The organism is Lelliottia sp. JS-SCA-14, from assembly GCF_035593345.1.
GTDB classification, from domain to species: Bacteria; Pseudomonadota; Gammaproteobacteria; order Enterobacterales; family Enterobacteriaceae; genus Enterobacter; species Enterobacter wanjuensis.
Map to the genome: position 1 here is coordinate 4372142 of NZ_CP141606.1, position 19001 is coordinate 4391142.

A 19001-nucleotide genomic window follows, 5' to 3' on the forward strand; every position below is an offset into this window, starting at 1 on the left:
AAAAATTCACTGGAAGAATACTATGGCACATTTTATTGGCAAGGCAGCACTGCTGGCGCTCAGCATGATCTCGGTTTCAGCATATGCATCTCACTGGAGCTACGAAGGCGAAGGTTCACCGGAACACTGGGGCGAACTGGATGATGCTTACAAGGCCTGCCAGAGCGGGAAGAATCAGTCTCCGATTAATATCGACGCCACTGCCAAAGCGCATATTTCGCCGCTGGTGACGCGCTACATTGATGGCCCGGTGACGCTGACGAACAATGGCCACACCATTCAGGCCGCTGAAGATGCGCAGACGCGCGATTCCATCACCCTCGACAACCAGACCTGGACACTGCAGCAGTTCCATTTCCACTCTCCGGCTGAGAACGCGATTCATGGCAAAAAGTCCGCCATGGAGATGCACCTCGTGCATAAAAATGCGAACGGCGCACTGGTGGTGGTAGCGGTGATGTTTGATAAGGGAGCGGCGAACGCCGAGCTGGATAAACTGTGGGGCGTCATGCCTGGGCAGGCAGAGCAATCGGCGAAACTGGATACACATCTGGACCTGAACAAGCTTTTGCCGAAGGACAAAACCTACTGGCGCTTTAGCGGTTCCCTGACTACGCCACCGTGCTCAGAGGGTGTTACCTGGATCGTGCTTAAGCACCCGATGACGCTTTCCGACGCACAGCTGGAAAAGTTTACCCACACTATGCATCACGATAATAACCGTCCGGTACAGTCCCTGAATGGTCGCGTTGTTGTGGAATAATGCTCGCACTGCGCGCTGAGATCATGTTCTAAAATGCGACTCAGATCGCAAAGAAGGGCGATAATCTGCTGCTTAAAACAGCAGATTATCCCGATTAAGTGAGTCATTTATGCAGAAATGATGAGAACTTACGGGAATTTGTAAGCGCCTATAAAACAACCACAATCATATAACACAATGATTTACATGATTAATAATCTCTCGCGCAAACGCTGAGCAGCAATTCCTTGATCTGTAACAGCGGATTGTTCAAAGTTTGGCCTTTCATCTCGTGCAAAAAATGCGTAATATACGCCGCCTTGCAGTCACAGTATGGTCATTTCTTAACTCATGCGCATCGGACACTATCAGCTCAGAAATCGCCTGATCGCAGCGCCCATGGCAGGTATCACTGACCGGCCGTTTCGGACGTTGTGCTACGAGATGGGAGCAGGATTGACTGTTTCCGAGATGATGTCGTCTAACCCCCAGGTTTGGGAAAGCGATAAGTCCCGTCTTCGGATGGTGCATATTGATGAGCCAGGTATTCGCACCGTGCAAATTGCCGGAAGCGATCCTGAAGAAATGGCGGAAGCCGCGCGTATTAACGTTGAAAGTGGCGCCCAAATTATTGATATCAATATGGGTTGCCCTGCAAAAAAGGTGAATCGCAAGTTGGCAGGTTCCGCCCTTCTGCAATACCCCGACCAGGTGAAGCTGATCTTGTCGGGGGTGGTTAACGCAGTGGACGTTCCCGTTACGCTGAAGATTCGCACTGGTTGGGCGCCGGAACACCGTAACTGTGTAGAAATTGCCCAACTGGCCGAAGACTGTGGTATCCAGGCCCTGACCATTCATGGACGCACTCGCGCCTGTTTGTTCAACGGCAATGCGGAATACGACAGCATTCGGGCAGTTAAGCAGAAAGTTTCCATTCCGATTATCGCGAATGGCGACATAACTGACCCGCTAAAAGCCAGGGCTGTGCTCGACTATACAGGGGCAGATGCTCTGATGATAGGACGTGCGGCTCAGGGAAGACCCTGGATCTTTCGGGAAATCCAGCATTATCTGGACACTGGAGAGTTGCTTGCGCCACTGCCTCTGGCAGAGGTTAAGCGCTTGCTTTGTTCGCATATTCGGGAACTGCATGACTTTTATGGTCAGGCAAAAGGGTACCGAATTGCGCGTAAACACGTTTCCTGGTATCTCCAGGAGCACGCTCCAAATGACCAGTTTCGGCGCACATTCAACGCCATAGAGGATGCCAGCGTACAGCTGGAGGCGTTGGAGGCATACTTCGAAAATTTTGCGTAAACAGAAATAAAGAGCTGACAGAACTATGTTCGAACAACGCGTAAATTCTGACGTACTGACCGTTTCTACCGTTAACTCTCAGGATCAGGTAACTCAAAAACCCCTCCGTGACTCGGTAAAACAGGCACTGAAGAACTATTTTGCTCAACTGAACGGTCAAGATGTTAGTGACCTGTATGAGCTGGTATTGGCTGAAGTTGAACAGCCACTGTTGGACATGGTGATGCAATACACCCGCGGTAACCAAACCCGCGCAGCCCTGATGATGGGTATCAACCGTGGTACTCTTCGTAAGAAGCTGAAAAAGTACGGCATGAACTAATTTCGATTAGCTAAATGCTTGTTTAAAAAGGCGCTACTCGGCATGGGGATGCGCCTTTTTTATTGCCTTTTTTCCTAACGTCAAGGGTTTGTAAACCTTGCCTTTTCCCGCTTTTCAACGCCTGCTTTTCGTGTATATTTCCACCACCTTACAGGGCCTCTTCTTCAACACGGAACGACACAATGATTCGTAAATACGGGTGGTTAGTGGTATTTGCTGTCACGGTTTTCATCTTCGATGCGCTGCTGATCCAGTGGATTGAGTTGCTGAGTACCGAAACCGATAAATGTCGCAATATGAATTCCGTGAATCCTCTCAAACTGGTGAACTGCTCAGAGCTCGATTAAGCGGCGAACACCCGTAAAAACGGCCTTAACACCCAGTAAAAACGGGGATTTAAATCCCTTTTCGCCATTCCGTTACGATGGTAATGTCACTGCCCTTTTCAGGCGCATTGCATAACCTCTCACTGAGAATGAGTTAAACCCACCATGCTGGTTAGCCAATACAACCAAATCCTCGTTGTCGTCTCCTTTGTTGTTGCCATCCTTGCTGCCTACACCGCGCTGAATATGGCCGCGCGCGTCGCGGGGAGTCAGGGTATTGCTGCGCGCATCTGGCTGGCGGGCGGCGGCGTGGCGATGGGGATCGGCGTATGGGCGATGCATTTTATCGGCATGCTGGCGATGGATATCTCCATGAGCATGAGCTACAGCCCGGCGATAACCGTGCTGTCGATGGCGATTGCGATTGGCTCGTCGATGTTTGCGCTTTGGCTGGTGAGCGGAGAGCAATTGCGTTTACGCCGCCTTTTACCTGGCGCATTAGTGATGGGCATCGGAATTGTCGCCATGCATTACACGGGGATGGCGGCGCTGGAAGTGACGCCGGGGATCATCTGGGACAAAACCTGGATCGCCCTCTCTGTGGTCATCGCGCTGGCAGCCTCCCTGGCCGCCCTGTGGCTCACCTTCCGATTGCGCCATGAGGCGGCCCAGGTGGCATTGATGCGTTTAGGTGCCGCCGTGACGATGGGCATTGCCATCGCGGGCATGCATTATGCGGGCATGAAAGCGGCGCAGTTCCCGGCATCGACGGAAATGCATCATGACGGGATTAATGGCAGCTGGCTGGCAGTGCTGGTCAGCGTCGTTGCCCTCTCTATTCTCGGCATCACCTTACTGGTTTCCATGCTCGATGCGCGCCTCCAGGCCCGCACTTCGCTGCTGGCCTCTTCGCTTGCCGAAGCCAACCGTGAGCTGGCTCAGCTGGCACTGCACGATACCCTGACCCGCTTGCCCAATCGCATACTGCTGGAAGACCGTCTCGACCAGGCGATCAGCAAGGCCGATCGCGAAGGGACCCACTTTGCGCTGATGTTTATGGATCTTGATGGCTTCAAAGGGGTGAACGATGCCTACGGCCATGATACGGGCGATAAACTTCTGGTGGCGGTCACCGAGCGGCTCCTGTTGCCGTTGAAAGGTCAGTACACCCTCGCCCGCATTGGCGGCGACGAGTTTGTTCTGCTGGCGGAAGTCGGCGGCCCGGATGATGCGGCTTCGCTGGCCAGTGCGCTGGTTCGCACCATCGACAGCCCGTTCAACGTCGAGCCGTACGAGCTGGTCGTGACTGTCAGTATTGGCATTGCGCTCTATCCGCACGACGGAAGATCCGATCGTGAACTGATGTTTAATGCCGACGCGGCGATGTATCACACCAAACGTATGGGCCGTAACGGGTATCACTTTTTCCAGCCGTCGATGAACACGCTGGCGCAAACCCATTTACAGCTGATGAACGATCTGTGGCTGGCGATCGATCGCGATGAACTGCGCCTGCACTATCAACCGAAATTCCACGCTCCGGCCGGCCCGATACTCGGCTTTGAAGCCTTGCTGCGCTGGGAGCATCCAAAACAGGGGCTCCTGACGCCAGATGTCTTCCTGCAGCTGGCAGAAAAAACCGGGCTGATTATCCCGATAGGGAACTGGGTGATTAACGAGGCCTGCCGCCAGCTGCGCGAGTGGCACAAGCAGGGCCACAGCGCGTGGTCGATGGCGGTGAACCTATCGACGCTTCAGTTTGAACAACCCACGCTGGTTCAAACGGTCCTCGACTGCCTGGCACGGCATAACCTTCCAGCGGAGTCGTTGATCCTCGAAGTGACAGAAACCACTGCGATGCACAATCCGGAGGAGAGCGTCAGGATCTTAACGGAGCTGACAAATGCAGGTGTAAAAGCGTCGATTGATGATTTCGGGACGGGCTATTCCAGCCTGCTCTATCTGAAGCAATTGCCGGCCTGCGAGCTGAAAATCGATCGCGCGTTCGTGAAGGATTTGAGCGGGAAAAGCGATGACGCCACGATTGTCTCGGCGATTGTCGCGCTGGCGAAAACGCTGAATCTTAAAGTGGTCGCAGAAGGGGTGGAGACCGAAGCCCAGCAGCAGTTCCTGACCGAACTTGGCTGCAATACGCTTCAGGGGTATCTGCTAGGCCGTCCCGTCACCGCGCAGACCGTTGAAGAGCTGTGCAATAATCTGGAAGCGATGAAGAACCCTCTGCCATCATGAAGCAACAGGATAGATCGCTGGCGGCACGCGGGTGATATTTAACGTCGCCAGGATATTGTCCACCAGCGCGGGGGCTTGTTGATAGAGATTAAAATTCTCACTATTCATTAACCAGTTTTTAATTAATCCGCTAAAAAAACCATGAAAAACAATCAACGTCATATCAATATTTAACGGCGGAGAGATGATTCCTTTCGACAACCCCTTCTCCAGCAATGCGCGAACGTTCTGGTAATTAAAGCCAATTCTGTTTCTAATTTCACACTCTGATGTCATTTCATTATTAAATTCACATTTATGATACAGAATCTGTAACAGCGACCGCTGGCGAAGATCGCGAGAAATATATTGCAACGCAACAATAAAGCGCTCGCGAAGAACGCATAAAGGATCGTCATTGAGCGTCAGTGAAAGCTGGTCGTGAATTAAATCGCACAGGGGCAGTTGCTGCTCCCATATGGCATTAAAGATTTCCGACTTGCTGGTAAAGTGCCAGTAAATTGCCCCGCGCGTGACACCTGCAGCATCAGCGATATCGGTCAAGGTAGTGCTGGCCACGCCCCGCGTGGAGAACTGCGCTATGGCGGCTTCGATCAGCTGTTGTCTTGTTTTGAGTGCATCTTCTTTCGTTTTACGCGCCATAGACTCTCATCCATTACCTGAATACTTTTCCACGTAACCCTGAGCACGTAGTCGTGAAAGTATTCCCTAAAAGGAATTGTTATTCTGAACAAAAAAAGGCAATGACCTTAATTAATAATTCACGCAAATGAATCACAATCATTAGATTCATAAAATATATGAATAACCTTAAGTGTATTTGGCAAACGCCCGTTGTTGTTCTTCACTATATCCTTGATTAGTCGTATCAGGCCCTGGTTTTTATCCTAATAATCGATGTGCCGCACTTATAAATTAAACAACATCACTGTGCCCCATTATGATGTGCGTTGACTTTCTGACTCTTTGCCCCCGCAACCCTTTTCATCACTTCACGGCAAATATCAGTTTATTGTTTTTAAAGGAACAGTAATGAAGAAACACTTCAGGCTTTTACCCTTATCCGGTTTAATTATCTGCTCCGCGCTGCTTGCTGGCTGTGATGGTTCTGATAATTCAAAACCAAGCGCACAGGCACCTCAGGTAACTGTATATGTCGTGAAAAGTGCTCCGCTGGCGGTGACCACTGAACTACCAGGGCGGACGGATGCCTTTCGCGTCGCTGAAGTTCGTCCCCAGGTAAGCGGCATTGTTTTACGTCGTAATTTTACCGAGGGCAGTGATATCAAAGCGGGCGATTCTTTGTATCAGATCGATCCTGCGACCTATCAGGCCGCGTATGACAGTGCGAAAGGCGATCTGCAGAAAGCCGAAGCCGCCGCAAACATCGCTCATTTGACCGTGAAACGTTATGTCCCTCTGGTCGGCACGCAATACGTCAGTCGACAAGAGTATGACCAGGCGGTGGCCAACGCCAGACAGGCCGATGCCAGCGTTACCGCCGCTCAGGCGGGTGTCGAAACGGCACGCATCAATCTTGCTTACACCAAAGTGTCATCGCCAATTAACGGACGAATTGGTAAATCCAGCGTCACTGAAGGCGCGCTGGTCACTAATGGGCAGACTTCAGCACTGGCAACCGTGCAACAGCTTGATCCGATCTATGTGGATGTCACACAGTCGAGCAATGACTTCATGCAGCTGAAGCAGGCGAGTCTGCAAAAGGGCAACGACACCAGCACCGTCCAGCTGCTGATGGAAAACGGTCAGCCGTACCCGGAAAAAGGCACGCTGCAGTTCTCCGACGTCACCGTTGACGAGAGCACCGGTTCCATCACTCTTCGCGCCGTCTTCCCAAATCCTCAGCATATGCTGTTACCCGGCATGTTTGTGCGTGCCCGTATTGATGAAGGCGTGCAGCCGAATGCCATTCTGGTTCCGCAGCAGGGACTCACTCGCACACCGCGCGGTGACGCTACGGTTCTGGTGGTGAATGCCAAAGAGCAGGTTGAGATGCGAACCGTTGTTGCGCCACAGGCCATTGGCGATCGCTGGCTGGTCACCGAAGGGTTGAAGGAAGGCGATCGCGTGATCGTCAGCGGCCTGCAAAAAGTCCATCCTGGCGCCACTGTGGTCGCCACGCCGGATTCCGCCGCGCCTAAAGCCAGTTAAGGGATTAATCAATGGCTAACTTCTTTATTCAAAGGCCGATTTTCGCCTGGGTACTCGCCATCATATTGATGATTGCGGGCGGGCTGGCGATTCTCAAACTGCCGGTGGCGCAGTATCCCACCATCGCGCCACCAGCCGTAGCCGTTACGGCTGTTTATCCTGGCGCTGATGCGCAGACGGTGCAGGACACCGTGACCCAGGTTATCGAACAAAACATGAATGGTATCGATAACCTGATGTACATGTCCTCCACCAGCGATTCAGCCGGTAACGTAACCATCACCCTGACCTTCCAGTCTGGTACGGATCCGGATATCGCGCAGGTACAGGTTCAGAACAAACTCCAGCTGGCGATGCCGCTACTGCCGCAAGAAGTGCAGCAGCAAGGGATCGGCGTGGAGAAATCCAGTAGCAGCTTCCTTCTGGTCGCCGGTTTTGTCTCTGATAATAAAAGCCTGACGCAGGATGATATCTCAGACTACGTCGCCTCCAACGTCAAAGACTCCATCAGCCGGACCTCCGGTGTGGGCGACGTTCAGCTGTTTGGCGCGCAGTACGCTATGCGCATCTGGCTCGACAGCAACGCGCTGAATAAGTATCAGCTGACGCCGCTGGATGTCATTAATCAGCTTAAAACCCAGAACAACCAGATCGCGGCCGGGCAACTGGGGGGAACGCCTGCAGTACCTGGGCAGCAGTTGAACGCCTCGATCATCGCGCAAACGCGCCTGAAAACACCGGAAGAGTTTGGCAAAATTACGCTGAAAGTGAATCAGGATGGCTCAATGGTGCATCTGAAAGATGTGGCCCGCATTGAGCTTGGCGGTGAAAACTACAACATGGTGACGAAGATCAACGGCCAGGCGGCCACCGGTCTCGGCATCAAGTTAGCGACCGGCGCGAACGCGCTGGATACCGCCGCGGCCATTAAATCAAAACTGGCAGAGCTGCAGGCCTTCTTCCCGCAAGGGCTGAAAGTCGTTTATCCGTACGACACGACACCTTTCGTGAAAATCTCCATTCATGAAGTGGTCAAAACCCTCTTCGAGGCGATCATTCTGGTCTTCCTCGTCATGTATCTGTTCCTGCAAAACCTGCGAGCCACTCTGATCCCCACCATTGCGGTGCCCGTCGTATTGCTGGGGACTTTTGCCGTGCTGGGCGCTTTCGGATTTTCCATCAATACCCTGACGATGTTTGGGATGGTGCTGGCGATAGGCTTGTTGGTCGATGATGCCATCGTGGTCGTGGAGAACGTCGAACGCGTCATGGTGGAAGACAAGCTTCCGCCAAAAGAGGCGACGCAAAAATCCATGGAGCAAATCCAGGGGGCGCTGGTTGGTATCGCGATGGTGCTTTCGGCGGTGTTTGTTCCGATGGCCTTTTTTGGTGGATCTACCGGTGCCATTTATCGTCAGTTCTCCCTGACCATCGTTTCTGCCATGGCCCTTTCCGTGCTGGTTGCGTTAATTCTGACACCCGCCCTTTGTGCCACGCTGCTTAAACCCGCTTCCGCCGAGCACCATGCAAAAGGCGGTTTCTTTGGCTGGTTCAACAACCTCTTTGATAAGAGCGTGGAGCATTACAGCAATAGCGTGGGCGGTATCTTACGCAGAACCGGGCGCTATCTGGTGGTGTATGTGCTGATTGTCGCGGGAATGGCGGTACTGTTTTTACGTCTCCCGACCTCCTTCCTGCCTGAGGAAGATCAGGGTGTGTTTATGACCATGGTCCAGCTTCCTGCTGGTGCCACGCAAACCCGCACACAGCAGATCCTGGATCAGGTCCAGCAGTACTATCAAACTAAAGAAAAGGCTAACGTCGAATCGGTCTTTACGGTTAACGGCTTTAGCTTCAGTGGCCAGGGGCAAAACTCCGGTATCGCGTTCATCAGTCTTAAGCCATGGGATCAACGTCCAGGCGCTGAGAATAGTGTAGGAGCGATCGTTGGCCGTGCGACCAAAGCCTTTAGCCAGATCAAGGATGGGCTGGTGTTCCCGTTCAACCTGCCAGCGATTATCGAACTGGGTACCGCGACCGGCTTTGACTTTGAGCTGATTGACCAGGCAAACCTTGGACATACCGAGCTGACCAAAGCACGTAATCAGCTGCTGGGCATGGTTAAAGAACATCCTGAGATGCTGGAGCGTGTGCGTCCAAACGGGCTGGAAGATACGCCGCAGTTCAAGCTGGATGTGGATCAGGAGAAGGCGCAGGCGCTGGGTGTGAGCGTGTCGGATATCAACCAGACCATTTCAACCGCCCTCGGCGGGACCTACGTAAACGACTTTATCGATCACGGTCGCGTGAAAAAAGTGTACGCGCAGGCAGATGCGCCGTTCCGTATGTTGCCGGGAGATATCAACAATCTGTATGTGCGCAGTGCCAACGGTGAGATGGTTCCCTTCTCTGCGTTTAGTACCTCGCGCTGGATTTCAGGCTCCCCGCGCCTTGAGCGCTACAACGGTATGCCATCCATGGAAATTCTTGGTGAAGCGGCGCCAGGCAAAAGTACCGGTGAAGCAATGGTCCTGATGGAGTCACTTGCGCAGAAACTGCCTTCCGGGATTGGCTACGACTGGACGGGAATGTCCTATCAGGAACGACTCTCTGGCAATCAGGCTCCTGCGCTGTATGCCATTTCTCTCATCGTGGTGTTCCTGTGTCTGGCGGCGCTTTACGAGAGTTGGTCGATTCCCTTCTCCGTTATGCTTGTCGTGCCGCTGGGCGTTATTGGTGCCCTGCTCGGCGCGTCGTTGCGCGGTCTGAACAACGATGTCTATTTCCAGGTGGGACTCCTCACCACCATCGGGTTATCAGCCAAGAACGCCATTCTTATTGTGGAGTTTGCGAAAGACCTGATGGAGAAAGAAGGTAAAGGCGTTATCGAAGCCACGCTTGAGGCATCACGCATGCGTCTTCGCCCGATACTGATGACCTCCCTGGCGTTTATCCTCGGTGTACTGCCTCTGGTTATCAGCCGTGGTGCGGGCAGCGGTGCGCAAAACGCCGTAGGGACAGGGGTGATGGGAGGGATGCTGTCCGCAACGCTGCTGGCTATCTTCTTCGTTCCTGTCTTCTTCGTGGTCGTCAGAAGACGATTTAACCGCAACGATAAGTAAAATAAACAGAAAAGGCGTCGCTCGGCGCCTTTTCTGTTTCCTTCAAAGAGAACATTAGCGCACAAACTATCATTGTATTATGATGCGTCTGCGAATAATGAGAAACGCTAACAACCCTGGTTATTCATTTATTACATCCACACTTCCTTCATAAATTCATGCCTTTCCTAAATCTTCTCCACGATTTTTACAAACCACATAATTTGAGATTATTCATACTGACTCTGCAGAGGAATGTAGTGGTAAAATGTTCTCCAGCTCGATAAATACCCTTTCGGTTTTATAGCGAGTAAGTTTTAATTCTGAGGTAACATCATGAAAAGATTCATTTGCGTTGCAACACTCGCTGCGCTTCTTGCCGGTTGCGCACACGACTCTCCGTGTGTTCCGGTTTATGACGATCAAGGCCGACTGGTTCATACCAATACCTGTATGAAAGGTACCACCCAGGATAACTGGGAAACCGCAGGAGCCATCGCAGGTGGTGCCGCTGCCGTTGCTGGCCTGACGCTAGGTATCGTCGCGTTAACTAAATAATCTTTCCCTGGCAAAAGCGCGTCTGGTCCGCGCTTTTGCTTCAAATCAGTGCAGCCTTTTTACGATTCGTTAAAAAAACTCCCCTCTTTATTCTGCCTCGCTTATTAATACCTGATTCTTCTCACATCTTTTTTGCGGTGTATTTTTTATTTCATTTTCCCGCGTGATACTTTTCACAAATTAACGAGATTAACTATCCTGCCAATATTCACGTCAGAAACTATCTTCCTGAATTCACTGACGGACTCGCAACTTTTGCTCTGATTTGTGGCGTAGGTTGTGATTTCGCACCATTCCGGGGCGCTCGATTTATTTATCCCTGTCTACACTCTGCATTATGCGTTCAATTATCCCAATTTCTGCCGAACGCAAAAACTGGCATTACGTTTGCTTTATAAACGTCGGCCAACGCCACAGACAGGTAAAGCGTTTTAAAACGACTTTCTATAACGATAAATTTCGCCACACAGGATGCAATATGAAAAAGACGATGATAGCCAGCCTTGCCGCTGCGGGCATGCTGTTTGCTGTAGCGGGTCAGGCTCATGCGGGTACCACGCTGGATGCCGTTAAAAAGAAAGGCTTTGTGCAATGCGGTATTAGTGATGGGTTACCGGGCTTCTCTTACGCCGATGCGGACGGAAAGTTCACTGGCATTGATGTCGATGTTTGCCGTGGCGTTGCAGCCGCTCTCTTCGGGGATGATACCAAAGTAAAATACACCCCGCTGACGGCGAAAGAACGTTTCACCGCTTTGCAATCCGGCGAAGTAGACATGCTTTCTCGTAATACCACCTGGACGTCATCCCGTGATGCCGGGATGGGGATGTCGTTCACCGGCGTGACCTATTATGACGGCATCGGCTTCCTGACCCATAACAAAGCGGGGTTGAAGAGCGCGAAAGAGCTGGATGGCGCCACCGTATGTATTCAGGCAGGCACCGATACCGAGCTGAACGTCGCCGACTATTTCAAAGCCAATAACATGAAATACACCCCTGTGACCTTCGATCGCTCTGACGAATCCGCTAAAGCGCTGGAATCAGGCCGTTGCGATACGCTGGCCTCTGACCAGTCACAGCTGTATGCCCTGCGCATCAAGCTGAGCAACCCGGCGGAGTGGATTGTTCTGCCGGAAGTAATCTCGAAAGAACCTCTCGGCCCAGTGGTTCGTCGCGGTGATGAAGACTGGTTCTCGATCGTTCGCTGGACGCTGTTCGCCATGTTGAATGCCGAAGAGATGGGTATCAACTCGAAAAATGTCGACGAGAAAGCGGCAAATCCATCAACACCGGATATGGCACATCTTCTGGGTAAAGAGGGTGACTTCGGCAAAGATCTGAAACTCGACAATAAGTGGGCTTATAACATCATCAAACACGTCGGTAACTATTCAGAGATCTTCGAGCGCAATGTGGGATCGGAAAGTGCGCTGAAGATCAAACGTGGCCAGAACAACCTCTGGAACAACGGCGGTATTCAGTACGCTCCGCCAGTACGTTAAGCATTCGGCTGTAACGGGCACGGCATCTGCGGTGCCCCATCCAGAGTCATGGTTACCGAGGTTTCTTTATGTCCCATCGCCGCTTAGCCGTAAAAGGAAAGCTTTCCTTTTCTCATCCCGCGGTTCGCGCCTGGCTATTCCAGATAATCGCCGTCGTTGCCGTCGTGGTTGTTGCGGTTTATTTGATTCATAACACTGTGGCCAACCTGAGCAATCGCGGTATTACCTCAGGCTTTGCATTCCTGGATCGCAGTGCTGGTTTTGGTATTGTGCAGCATCTGATTGATTATCAAGAGGGTGATACCTACGGAAGGGTGTTTCTGGTCGGTTTGCTTAATACACTGCTGGTCTCCGGACTCTGCATTGTATTTGCTTCATTCCTGGGTTTTTTCCTCGGTCTTGCACGCCTTTCTGATAACTGGCTGTTACGCAAACTGTCGACGATTTATATCGAGACGTTTCGCAATATTCCGCCGCTGCTGCAGATCTTTTTCTGGTATTTCGCCGTACTGCGTAATCTGCCCGGCCCACGTCAGGCCGTTGATGCCTGGGACCTTTTTTACCTGAGTAACCGGGGTCTCTATATTCCCTCACCTCTGGCGGGCGAGGGTTTGTATGCGTTTCTCGCGGCCATTGTTATTGCGATTGCGATTACCGTGGGGCTGTTTCGCTATAACCAGACGTTGCAGATTAAAACCGGGCAACTTCGCCGGACATGGCCAATCGGCGCCGCATTGATCATAGGATTGCCGTTACTGGCGCAATGGGTTTTCGGAGCCGCTTTGCACTGGGATATTCCGCAGCTCCGGGGCTTTAACTTCCGCGGTGGAATGGTCCTCATTCCTGAACTGGCGGCCCTGACGCTGGCGCTGTCGATTTATACCTCCGCGTTTATTGCCGAAATCATTCGCTCCGGTATTCAGGCGGTTCCCTATGGGCAGCACGAGGCCGCGCGTTCTCTCGGCTTACCTAACCCGGTCACGCTGCGCCAGGTGATCATCCCGCAAGCCTTACGCGTGATCATCCCACCGCTGACCAGTCAGTACCTCAATATCGCTAAAAACTCCTCGCTGGCTGCCGCGATTGGTTATCCCGACATGGTTTCGCTGTTCGCCGGAACCGTACTGAACCAGACCGGACAAGCTATCGAGACGATCGCTATCACTATGTCCGTCTATCTGATTATCAGCCTGACGATCTCATTGCTGATGAATATCTATAACCGCCGTATCGCCCTGGTTGAGCGCTAAGGAACCATGATGACAAAAGCCGTATTGTCACACCCCTCGCGTCCGTCCAGCACCGGAAGCTGGCGTTTCATCGCCTGGGCACGCAAAAATCTGTTCTCCTCCTGGAGCAACAGTCTCCTGACGATTGTCAGCTTATGGCTGATGTGGGAGTTGATCCCTCCGCTTCTGAACTGGGCTTTCCTGCAGGCAAACTGGGTGGGCTCAACGCGGGCAGACTGTACCAAAGCAGGCGCCTGCTGGGTGTTTATTCACGAACGTTTTGGCCAGTTTATGTATGGGCTGTATCCACACGATCAGCGCTGGCGCATCAATCTGGCGCTGGTTGTCGGGTTGCTGTCGATTGTGCCGATGTTCTGGAAAAACCTGCCGCGCCGTGGACGTTACATTGCCTGCTGGGCGGTAGTGTATCCACTGATTGTCTGGCTGCTGCTGTATGGGGGAATTCTGGGGCTGGAGCGAGTCGAGACGCGCCAGTGGGGCGGATTGACGTTGACGCTAATCATCGCGTCTGTGGGGATCGCCGGAGCGCTGCCGTTAGGCATTCTGCTGGCACTTGGCCGTCGCTCCACCATGCCGGTGGTGCGTATTCTGTCGGTGATTTTCATTGAGTTCTGGCGCGGTGTGCCGCTAATCACCGTCCTGTTTATGTCTTCCGTGATGTTGCCGCTATTTATGGCGGAAGGCACCACGATCGACAAGCTGATCCGCGCCCTGGTGGGTGTTGTTTTATTCCAGTCGGCTTATGTCGCAGAGGTGGTTCGGGGAGGTCTGCAGGCGCTGCCGAAAGGTCAATATGAAGCCGCTGAATCGCTAGCGCTCGGTTACTGGAAAACGCAGGGGCTCGTGATCTTACCTCAGGCCCTCAAGATGGTTATCCCTGGTCTGGTGAACACCATCATCGCACTCTTTAAAGATACCAGCCTGGTGATCATCATCGGGTTGTTCGATCTCTTCAGCAGCGTTCAGCAGGCAACGGTCGACCCGGCGTGGCTCGGGATGTCGACCGAAGGCTATGTTTTCGCTGCACTTGTTTACTGGATCTTCTGTTTCAGCATGTCGCGCTACAGCCAACATCTGGAAAAGCGCTTTAACACCGGGCGTACACCGCACTGAGGAATTTATGAGCAAAATAACGATGGCCCCTGCCGACGCGATGATTACGCTGGAAAACGTCAATAAATGGTACGGCCAGTTTCATGTCCTGAAAGATATTAACCTGAAGGTTAAACAGGGCGAACGTATCGTCCTGTGCGGCCCATCAGGCTCAGGAAAGTCTACGACTATTCGCTGTATTAACCATCTTGAGGAACATCAACAAGGCCGGATTGTTGTTGACGGGATTGAGCTGGATGAAGACATTCGCAATATCGAACGGGTCCGCCAGGAAGTGGGAATGGTATTTCAGCATTTCAATTTATTCCCGCATTTGACCGTGTTGCAGAACTGCACGCTGGCACCTATTTGGGTCCAGAAGATGCCCAGGAAGGAGGCCGAAGCGCTGGCGATGCATTACCTGGAACGCGTGCGTATAGCCGAGCACGCGAACAAGTTCCCCGGACAGATCTCTGGTGGGCAGCAGCAGCGTGTAGCGATCGCCCGCTCTCTGTGCATGAAACCTAAAATTATGCTGTTTGATGAACCGACTTCAGCGCTGGATCCGGAGATGGTGAAAGAGGTGTTGGATACGATGATTGGTCTGGCGCAATCGGGAATGACTATGCTCTGTGTGACGCATGAAATGGGCTTTGCCAGGACGGTGGCGGACAGAGTGATCTTTATGGATCGTGGGGAAATCGTGGAACAGGCTCCTCCGGAAGAGTTTTTCGCGCATCCTAAATCTGAACGTACGCGCGCATTCCTGTCTCAGGTGATTCATTAATGGTTTTCGTCGCCCGGTGGCGTTTTGCTGCCGGGTAGTCATTGTATTTTTGAGACTTAAACGCAAAAAGGCCATCCTTGCGGATGGCCTTTTCACTTATTTGATGTCTGGCAGTTCCCTACTCTCACATGGGGAGACCCCACACTACCATCGGCGCTACGGCGTTTCACTTCTGAGTTCGGCATGGGGTCAGGTGGGACCACCGCGCTAAAGCCGCCAGACAAATTCTTTTTACTATTGCCGAACTTCAACCACGTAATAAAGTGGTGCTGATACCCAGAGTCGAACTGGGGACCTCACCCTTACCAAGGGTGCGCTCTACCAACTGAGCCATATCAGCACGCTAAATTTGATGCCTGGCAGTTCCCTACTCTCACATGGGGAGACCCCACACTACCATCGGCGCTACGGCGTTTCACTTCTGAGTTCGGCATGGGGTCAGGTGGGACCACCGCGCTAAAGCCGCCAGGCAAATTCTGTTTATCAACACGCATCTCTGCATGTCGATTAATCTGTTATCAGGCTGAAAATCTTCGTCTCTGCTTTCGCCAAAACATCTTCGGCGTTGTAAGGTTAAGCCTCACGGTTCATTAGTACTGGTTAGCTCAATACATCGCTGCACTTACACACCCAGCCTATCAACGTCGTAGTCTTCAACGTTCCTTCAGGACTCTCAAGGAGTCAGGGAGAACTCATCTCGGGGCAAGTTTCGTGCTTAGATGCTTTCAGCACTTATCTTTTCCGCATTTAGCTACCGGGCAATGCCATTGGCATGACAACCCGAACACCAGTGATGCGTCCACTCCGGTCCTCTCGTACTAGGAGCAGCCCCCCTCAATTCTCCAGCGCCCACGGCAGATAGGGACCGAACTGTCTCACGACGTTCTAAACCCAGCTCGCGTACCACTTTAAACGGCGAACAGCCGTACCCTTGGGACCTACTTCAGCCCCAGGATGTGATGAGCCGACATCGAGGTGCCAAACACCGCCGTCGATATGAACTCTTGGGCGGTATCAGCCTGTTATCCCCGGAGTACCTTTTATCCGTTGAGCGATGGCCCTTCCATTCAGAACCACCGGATCACTATGACCTGCTTTCGCACCTGCTCGAGCCGTCACTCTCGCAGTCAAGCTAGCTTATGCCATTGCACTAACCTCCTGATGTCCGACCAGGATTAGCTAACCTTCGTGCTCCTCCGTTACTCTTTAGGAGGAGACCGCCCCAGTCAAACTACCCACCAGACACTGTCCGCAACCCGGATTACGGGTCTACGTTAGAACACCAGCCATTAAAGGGTGGTATTTCAAGGTTGGCTCCACGCAGACTGGCGTCCACGCTTCAAAGCCTCCCACCTATCCTACACATCAAGGACCAGTGTTCAGTGTCAAGCTATAGTAAAGGTTCACGGGGTCTTTCCGTCTTGCCGCGGGTACACTGCATCTTCACAGCGAGTTCAATTTCACTGAGTCTCGGGTGGAGACAGCCTGGCCATCATTACGCCATTCGTGCAGGTCGGAACTTACCCGACAAGGAATTTCGCTACCTTAGGACCGTTATAGTTACGGCCGCCGTTTACCGGGGCTTCGATCAAGAGCTTCGCGTTGCCGCTAACCCCATCAATTAACCTTCCGGCACCGGGCAGGCGTCACACCGTATACGTCCACTTTCGTGTTTGCACAGTGCTGTGTTTTTAATAAACAGTTGCAGCCAGCTGGTATCTTCGACTGGTTTCAGCTCCGTCCGCAGGGACTTCACCTACACACCAGCGTGCCTTCTCCCGAAGTTACGGCACCATTTTGCCTAGTTCCTTCACCCGAGTTCTCTCAAGCGCCTTGGTATTCTCTACCTGACCACCTGTGTCGGTTTGGGGTACGATTTGATGTTACCTGATGCTTAGAGGCTTTTCCTGGAAGCAGGGCATTTGTTACTTCAGCACCGTAGTGCCTCGTCATCACACCTCAGCGTTAGTAAGCGTCCGGATTTACCTAAACGCTCCGCCTACATGCTTAAACCGGGACAACCGTCGCCCGGCTAACATAGCCTTCTCCGTCCCCCCTTCGCAGTAACACCGAGTACAGGAATATTAACCTGTTTCCCATCGACTACGCCTTTCGGCCTCGCCTTAGGGGTCGACTCACCCTGCCCCGATTAACGTTGGACAGGAACCCTTGGTCTTCCGGCGAGCGGGCTTTTCACCCGCTTTATCGTTACTTATGTCAGCATTCGCACTTCTGATACCTCCAGCACCCCTCACAGGACACCTTCAACGGCTTACAGAACGCTCCCCTACCCAACAACGCCTAAGCGTCGCTGCCGCAGCTTCGGTGCATGGTTTAGCCCCGTTACATCTTCCGCGCAGGCCGACTCGACCAGTGAGCTATTACGCTTTCTTTAAATGATGGCTGCTTCTAAGCCAACATCCTGGCTGTCTGTGCCTTCCCACATCGTTTCCCACTTAACCATGACTTTGGGACCTTAGCTGGCGGTCTGGGTTGTTTCCCTCTTCACGACGGACGTTAGCACCCGCCGTGTGTCTCCCGTGATAACATTCTTCGGTATTCGTAGTTTGCATCGGGTTGGTAAGCCGGGATGGCCCCCTAGCCGAAACAGTGCTCTACCCCCGAAGATGAGTTCACGAGGCGCTACCTAAATAGCTTTCGGGGAGAACCAGCTATCTCCCGGTTTGATTGGCCTTTCACCCCCAGCCACAAGTCATCCGCTAATTTTTCAACATTAGTCGGTTCGGTCCTCCAGTTAGTGTTACCCAACCTTCAACCTGCCCATGGCTAGATCACCGGGTTTCGGGTCTATACCCTGCAACTTAACGCCCAGTTAAGACTCGGTTTCCCTTCGGCTCCCCTATACGGTTAACCTTGCTACAGAATATAAGTCGCTGACCCATTATACAAAAGGTACGCAGTCACCCCATAAAGAGGCTCCCACTGCTTGTACGTACACGGTTTCAGGTTCTTTTTCACTCCCCTCGCCGGGGTTCTTTTCGCCTTTCCCTCACGGTACTGGTTCACTATCGGTCAGTCAGGAGTATTTAGCCTTGGAGGATGGTCCCCCCATATTCAGACAGGATACCACGTGTCCCGCCCTACTCTTCGAGTTCACAACGTGTGCATTTTTGTGTACGGGACTATCACCCTGTACCGTCGGACTTTCCAGACCGTTCCACTAACACACGCGCTGATTCAGACTCTGGGCTCCTCCCCGTTCGCTCGCCGCTACTGGGGGAATCTCGGTTGATTTCTTTTCCTCGGGGTACTTAGATGTTTCAGTTCCCCCGGTTCGCCTCATGCCACTATGTATTCATGACATGATAGTGTGTCGAAACACACTGGGTTTCCCCATTCGGGTATCGCCGGGTCAAAGGTTCATATCACCTCGCCGACGCTTATCGCAGATTAGCACGCCCTTCATCGCCTCTGACTGCCAGGGCATCCACCGTGTACGCTTAGTCGCTTAACCTCACAACCCGAAGATGTTTCGTAAAACATCTCGTGTTGCGAAAATTTGAGAGACTCGAACACACCGTCATTCTGTTCTTATTACGGAGAACAGACGCAGCGTGTC

At 52.4% G+C, this 19001-nt stretch carries 13 protein-coding genes, 1 tRNA gene and 3 rRNA genes; 12 read left to right on the top strand and 5 right to left on the bottom strand.

Going from position 1 to position 19001, the window contains the following annotated elements:
- Positions 1-22 precede the first annotated feature (22 nt).
- The 5 genes from U9O48_RS20375 (at position 23) to U9O48_RS20395 (ending at position 4957) form a co-directional block, all read left to right on the top strand.
- On the top strand, positions 23-763 hold the full coding sequence (locus U9O48_RS20375; RefSeq protein WP_282491896.1) for a carbonic anhydrase: 741 nt from the start codon (positions 23-25) through the stop codon (positions 761-763).
- A 330-nt stretch (positions 764-1093) separates the two neighbouring features.
- Positions 1094-2059, top strand: coding sequence for a tRNA dihydrouridine synthase DusB (gene dusB, locus U9O48_RS20380; protein ID WP_282491897.1), 966 nt, complete (start codon positions 1094-1096; stop codon positions 2057-2059).
- 25 nt (positions 2060-2084) lie between these two features.
- Positions 2085-2381 (top strand): DNA-binding transcriptional regulator Fis, encoded by a 297-nt coding sequence (gene fis, locus U9O48_RS20385; protein WP_003855228.1) that lies wholly within the window; start codon positions 2085-2087, stop codon positions 2379-2381.
- Positions 2382-2563: 182 nt separating this feature from the next.
- Positions 2564-2728 (top strand): DUF2556 family protein, encoded by a 165-nt coding sequence (locus U9O48_RS20390; protein ID WP_282491898.1) that lies wholly within the window; start codon positions 2564-2566, stop codon positions 2726-2728.
- 144 nt (positions 2729-2872) lie between these two features.
- Positions 2873-4957: a putative bifunctional diguanylate cyclase/phosphodiesterase gene (locus U9O48_RS20395; RefSeq protein WP_324723097.1), complete on the top strand. Its 2085-nt coding sequence runs from the start codon at positions 2873-2875 to the stop codon at positions 4955-4957.
- On the opposite strand, the gene envR is transcribed toward U9O48_RS20395, so the two are convergent.
- Positions 4952-5599, bottom strand: a complete 648-nt coding sequence (gene envR / locus U9O48_RS20400; protein WP_285148091.1) for an acrEF/envCD operon transcriptional regulator — start codon at positions 5597-5599, stop codon at positions 4952-4954. The genes U9O48_RS20395 and envR overlap by 6 nt on opposite strands.
- A 390-nt stretch (positions 5600-5989) precedes the next feature.
- On the opposite strand from envR, the gene U9O48_RS20405 reads away from it, so the two are divergent.
- The 7 genes from U9O48_RS20405 to U9O48_RS20435 all read left to right on the top strand — a co-directional run bounded on the left by U9O48_RS20405 (position 5990) and on the right by U9O48_RS20435 (position 15421).
- A complete protein-coding gene (locus tag U9O48_RS20405) occupies positions 5990-7129 on the top strand; it encodes an efflux RND transporter periplasmic adaptor subunit (RefSeq protein ID WP_282491901.1) in 1140 nt (379 codons plus the stop codon).
- An 11-nt stretch (positions 7130-7140) separates the two neighbouring features.
- Positions 7141-10251 carry an efflux RND transporter permease subunit gene (locus U9O48_RS20410; protein ID WP_324723098.1) on the top strand — a complete coding sequence of 1037 codons (3111 nt, stop codon included), beginning with the start codon at positions 7141-7143 and terminating at the stop codon, positions 10249-10251.
- Positions 10252-10566: 315 nt separating this feature from the next.
- On the top strand, positions 10567-10788 hold the full coding sequence (locus U9O48_RS20415) for a lipoprotein (protein WP_015960684.1): 222 nt from the start codon (positions 10567-10569) through the stop codon (positions 10786-10788).
- A 478-nt stretch (positions 10789-11266) separates the two neighbouring features.
- Positions 11267-12292, top strand: a complete 1026-nt coding sequence (locus U9O48_RS20420; protein ID WP_282491903.1) for an amino acid ABC transporter substrate-binding protein — start codon at positions 11267-11269, stop codon at positions 12290-12292.
- Between the two features lie 68 nt (positions 12293-12360).
- Complete coding sequence (locus tag U9O48_RS20425) at positions 12361-13542, top strand: amino acid ABC transporter permease (RefSeq protein ID WP_324723099.1); 1182 nt, start codon at positions 12361-12363, stop codon at positions 13540-13542.
- A 9-nt stretch (positions 13543-13551) separates the two neighbouring features.
- A complete protein-coding gene (locus tag U9O48_RS20430) occupies positions 13552-14655 on the top strand; it encodes an amino acid ABC transporter permease (RefSeq protein WP_282491905.1) in 1104 nt (367 codons plus the stop codon).
- 7 nt (positions 14656-14662) lie between these two features.
- Positions 14663-15421: an amino acid ABC transporter ATP-binding protein gene (locus tag U9O48_RS20435; RefSeq protein WP_324723100.1), complete on the top strand. Its 759-nt coding sequence runs from the start codon at positions 14663-14665 to the stop codon at positions 15419-15421.
- Positions 15422-15526: 105 nt separating this feature from the next.
- Here the strand turns inward: U9O48_RS20435 and rrf (U9O48_RS20440) are convergent.
- The 4 genes from rrf (U9O48_RS20440) to U9O48_RS20455 form a co-directional block, all read right to left on the bottom strand.
- A 5S ribosomal RNA gene (rrf, locus tag U9O48_RS20440) occupies positions 15527-15642 on the bottom strand.
- Positions 15643-15685: 43 nt separating this feature from the next.
- Positions 15686-15761 (bottom strand) — tRNA-Thr (locus tag U9O48_RS20445).
- A 14-nt stretch (positions 15762-15775) separates the two neighbouring features.
- Positions 15776-15891: ribosomal RNA gene (rrf, locus tag U9O48_RS20450) — 5S ribosomal RNA — on the bottom strand.
- A gap of 99 nt (positions 15892-15990) precedes the next feature.
- Positions 15991-18896 (bottom strand): 23S ribosomal RNA (locus tag U9O48_RS20455).
- Between the last annotated feature and the right edge of the window lie 105 nt (positions 18897-19001).

Coding starts and splice junctions, on each gene's coding strand:
- U9O48_RS20425 (WP_324723099.1), top strand. CDS start 12,361: ATGTCCCATCGCCGCTTAGCCGTAAAAGGAAAGCTTTCCTTTTCTCAT.
- U9O48_RS20375 (WP_282491896.1), top strand. CDS start 23: ATGGCACATTTTATTGGCAAGGCAGCACTGCTGGCGCTCAGCATGATC.
- U9O48_RS20420 (WP_282491903.1), top strand. CDS start 11,267: ATGAAAAAGACGATGATAGCCAGCCTTGCCGCTGCGGGCATGCTGTTT.
- U9O48_RS20405 (WP_282491901.1), top strand. CDS start 5,990: ATGAAGAAACACTTCAGGCTTTTACCCTTATCCGGTTTAATTATCTGC.
- U9O48_RS20390 (WP_282491898.1), top strand. CDS start 2,564: ATGATTCGTAAATACGGGTGGTTAGTGGTATTTGCTGTCACGGTTTTC.
- U9O48_RS20435 (WP_324723100.1), top strand. CDS start 14,663: ATGAGCAAAATAACGATGGCCCCTGCCGACGCGATGATTACGCTGGAA.
- envR (WP_285148091.1), bottom strand. CDS start 5,599: ATGGCGCGTAAAACGAAAGAAGATGCACTCAAAACAAGACAACAGCTG.
- U9O48_RS20410 (WP_324723098.1), top strand. CDS start 7,141: ATGGCTAACTTCTTTATTCAAAGGCCGATTTTCGCCTGGGTACTCGCC.
- fis (WP_003855228.1), top strand. CDS start 2,085: ATGTTCGAACAACGCGTAAATTCTGACGTACTGACCGTTTCTACCGTT.
- U9O48_RS20430 (WP_282491905.1), top strand. CDS start 13,552: ATGACAAAAGCCGTATTGTCACACCCCTCGCGTCCGTCCAGCACCGGA.
- U9O48_RS20395 (WP_324723097.1), top strand. CDS start 2,873: ATGCTGGTTAGCCAATACAACCAAATCCTCGTTGTCGTCTCCTTTGTT.
- dusB (WP_282491897.1), top strand. CDS start 1,094: ATGCGCATCGGACACTATCAGCTCAGAAATCGCCTGATCGCAGCGCCC.
- U9O48_RS20415 (WP_015960684.1), top strand. CDS start 10,567: ATGAAAAGATTCATTTGCGTTGCAACACTCGCTGCGCTTCTTGCCGGT.